The organism is Candidatus Sarmatiella mevalonica (genome assembly GCF_016751895.1).
GTDB lineage: Bacteria > Pseudomonadota > Alphaproteobacteria > Rickettsiales > Rickettsiaceae > Sarmatiella > Sarmatiella mevalonica.
Genome location: NZ_JACVVM010000095.1, coordinates 1 through 3280 on the forward strand (window position 1 = coordinate 1; position 3280 = coordinate 3280).

Below are 3280 nucleotides of genomic sequence, written 5' to 3' on the forward strand. Positions count from 1 at the left end.
TTTGCAGGAGATTCAACGCTTTTTAATTCTTTCGCTACCACCTCAAAATCAAATAAGTCTTTAAACTTGCGATATTGATGCTTTGGACTAACTAATTGATTTAAACTTACCATTGTAATTTTATGCGCTGAAGACATTTGAAAACCTCGTTCTTTTGAGATTTATTATAACAAAAATTACCTCATCTCGCAACAGTCCCTATAAGGGTTATTGCTTTCACTTTACTCACTCTTATATTTAATGTCATGCTCTTTTTATACTATCTTAGCTATATGTGTCCGGTACTAAGATAATTGTTATATATTTTATGAATAATTTATATATTACTATCAAAAAAGTAAATATTTTAGTGATATAATAACATTAAAATAGAATTTGCGTATTGACTTTTATATAATAATTATGCAACGATGTAGGCTCCAATGATGGATCATGCAACAAAGATTAATAATATGCAAGTTAACAGTAATCAGCCCCTAATGAACAGTGGCTCTATACCTAAAACGGAAGTTACTCATACTCCGTTAGACCCACAACTCTCACGAATCATGGAAAAAATTAGGAACATACAAAACCTTGATCAGAGAATAAGTCAATCTCAAGAAGAAATACTACATATAAACAATAGCAAAGATCCACAAGATCCATACGATAATACCCATTTGATTGCGATACATGCAACTATCGCTGATACTTATGTAAAGAAGGGAGATCAGGATCAGTATATAAAACACGTAAAAGAAATGGAAAAACTCTTCAGGCAAATATTACAAAACATAGAGATGCGCCAGATGGAATATCCAGTTACACGAATGCTGTATAGCATCCACGAAGTATTCAACATCTTGAATGACAATAAAATAAATGCACGCAATATGCTAGACAGCATCTCCTCAAGAAGTCAAAATACGCAGAATGCACTCTCCGTAATAAACTTGCAGATAGAAGCGCGCCTGGCGGAAGAGAACAATGATTTGATAGGAACGTTAAGATTGCTTGATCAAGCAATGCTAGCATCACAAGATCATGCCGATGATGCAGATGTACTTACTAGCATAGCTAATGTACTGGCAAAAAATCATTTCTATGACGCTGCAAGATTAGGATTGAATCTTGCAAGATCAAAAGCTTACAGTGACGAGGGGCGAACAAGAATATCTCATAATCTAGAGATGCTTGAGTATACTAAAAGAAATACTGAAAGATTCTTAGATTGGGTAGCAAGACAGATCAATAAACAGATAAACCCACAGCCGTATGGCACTACGCATGGTTTGAAATATGATGTGAAGAATGAAATTTTAGAAACTCTTGCAAATCTTGGAATATCTAATGTAAAAAATTTATCACCAGAGCAAGTTATCCGAGTGCTATGCAACCAAAAGATTTATGGCTCTATTCCGCCGGAAGTATGCCCTGAACTAGCGCACGTATTGGCGGGTTACTCTGAATATAATGCTGCGATAGATAATACTCTATCTCAGCGTTACAAAGAGGAAATACGGTATGTACAAGCATGGGTTGAGCAACACGCAGAAGATTTGTCAATAACCGGCTGGGGACCCCAAGCAGTTTACAAAAACGGAGCACCAGTGTTTCCCAAATGCAGTAACACTCAGGATGGGAATGTGATTCCGCAGAATCAAGGGCAATTTTTGCACATGAACCAGCAACCTTCGAATGTGATTCCACAGCAGCCGTTCAAGCAGTTCCAGGCCCCAAGCCAACAGTACAAAAACCAGCAGTTCCAGCAGCAGGATGGGAATGTGATTCCGCAGAGTTCACTTCGGTTTCAGATGAACCAGCGATCGCTTCAGTTTCCGCCCAAAAAGTAAATGTGCTTCTTGAAACCTGAGTCCTTTGCATAACTCACGCAAACAAAAGGACATGATGGCCATTTAAGCACGCGCATATGAATGGCGTAATCCCAAGCGCGCACAAAGTGACGCTGGGGGTGCTTTATCTAAGCCTTTACGATGCGCATAACTGTAAAATTACCTCTCTGAGGGAGTAAGGTGCTAGGGATATCAAATGACATGGCGGAATCTCTAGCATCAAAAATCCTCATTCTCTCATTTAAAACAGAACTCTTGGCAAGATATAGAGTTGAAAAAGCTGATCAATTGAGCAAGCGAGAGTTTTTCTTATTTGTTTAGACTGAGCCCATTTTTTTCAATGGGATTTAGATCTGGGGAATAAGGTGGCAAATAAAGCAAGGTATGTCCGGAATCAGTAATAGATTTATGCATTTCTACTCCTTTATGAAAGGTAGCATTATCCATAACTATGACACTATTTTGCGGTAACTTAGGCAGTAGACCTCTTTCCTAACTCTACTCCTGATGGCAACTGTGGCGACGCTGTCGATGCGCAAGTCCTCACGTACTTCATGTACGCTGCGGCTCTGTGCTTCGTATACTCCTCGCATTTGCTCATCATGAGTGAGTTTCGAAAGAGGTCTAATGCCTCTTTATCTAGCTTCTTCCATGGCCTATCTCTTTTGTTGCTCCATCTAAATACTGCTGCTCTTGATATCCCAAATCTTAATGCTACTTCGCTAAATGAAAGCCCCTCCTTTTCCTTTACTTCTAATACCTTCTTACGAAAATCTATTGAATATGTCATGTCATCTTTAATAGACCTCTTGCGTAAGTATTTAATTAACAATTAGCCAATGCGAGGGGTGAAGAAGGTTGTTCGTGATTATTTTAGCATCAAGCAGCAAGTAATTTATTAACGAAATCATTTTTGAAATTAACAGTTCCAGCAACAATATTAAACTTTAGATTATAACCCCTACGCTTATTGCGATATCTATGAGATAAAATACGAAAATTCTTTAGCTCTGCAATAATATTCTCAACCTTGATCCGCCTCTTAGAGACAATATGGTTGTATTTCTTTTGCCAGTAAGTTAAAGGCTTTTTCTTTGTTTTCTTAATAGGAGTTTTAGCATTATTATGTTTTTTCTTTAAGCCCTGATAGCCAGAATCAGCATAAACCCTTGTTCCAATAGGTAAAGAATCATCAGCTTTATGAATTTTAAAATCATGATCCCTGCCTTTATACGATTTCGAAACATTGCGAATTTGTCCAAATGAATTTACCCTTATTTCTGTTTTAAACGTATACTTCCTTTTCTTGCCTGAAAAATATTCTCTCTGTTTTTTGATAGGCTTTTCTATTATTTGCTCAGTAACATCAATTAGCTGGGCCGCCTCTTCGTAACTTAATTCTCGATTCTTCTCAATTGCAACTAGACCAGCCATAAGCGGCTCTA

At 37.5% G+C, this 3280-nt stretch carries 4 protein-coding genes and 1 pseudogene; 1 reads left to right on the plus strand and 4 read right to left on the minus strand.

Annotated features, from left to right (window positions below; genetic code table 11):
• Positions 1-422: 422 nt before the first annotated feature.
• Positions 423-1835, plus strand: a complete 1413-nt coding sequence (locus Sarmat_RS06285; RefSeq protein WP_202149914.1) for a hypothetical protein — start codon at positions 423-425, stop codon at positions 1833-1835.
• A 309-nt stretch (positions 1836-2144) separates the two neighbouring features.
• Here the strand turns inward: Sarmat_RS06285 and Sarmat_RS06290 are convergent, their stop codons facing one another.
• The 4 genes and pseudogenes from Sarmat_RS06290 to Sarmat_RS06300 form a co-directional block, all read right to left on the minus strand.
• Positions 2145-2282, minus strand: a complete 138-nt coding sequence (locus tag Sarmat_RS06290; RefSeq protein WP_202149915.1) for a transposase — start codon at positions 2280-2282, stop codon at positions 2145-2147.
• 2 nt (positions 2283-2284) lie between these two features.
• Positions 2285-2428: a hypothetical protein gene (locus Sarmat_RS06980; RefSeq protein ID WP_202149350.1), complete on the minus strand. Its 144-nt coding sequence runs from the start codon at positions 2426-2428 to the stop codon at positions 2285-2287.
• Positions 2429-2532: 104 nt separating this feature from the next.
• Positions 2533-2625: pseudogene (locus Sarmat_RS06985) on the minus strand (IS630 transposase-related protein); the annotation flags it as partial.
• Positions 2626-2714: 89 nt separating this feature from the next.
• A partial coding sequence (locus tag Sarmat_RS06300; protein WP_207187047.1) for a transposase family protein occupies positions 2715-3280 on the minus strand: 566 nt, incomplete at its 5' end.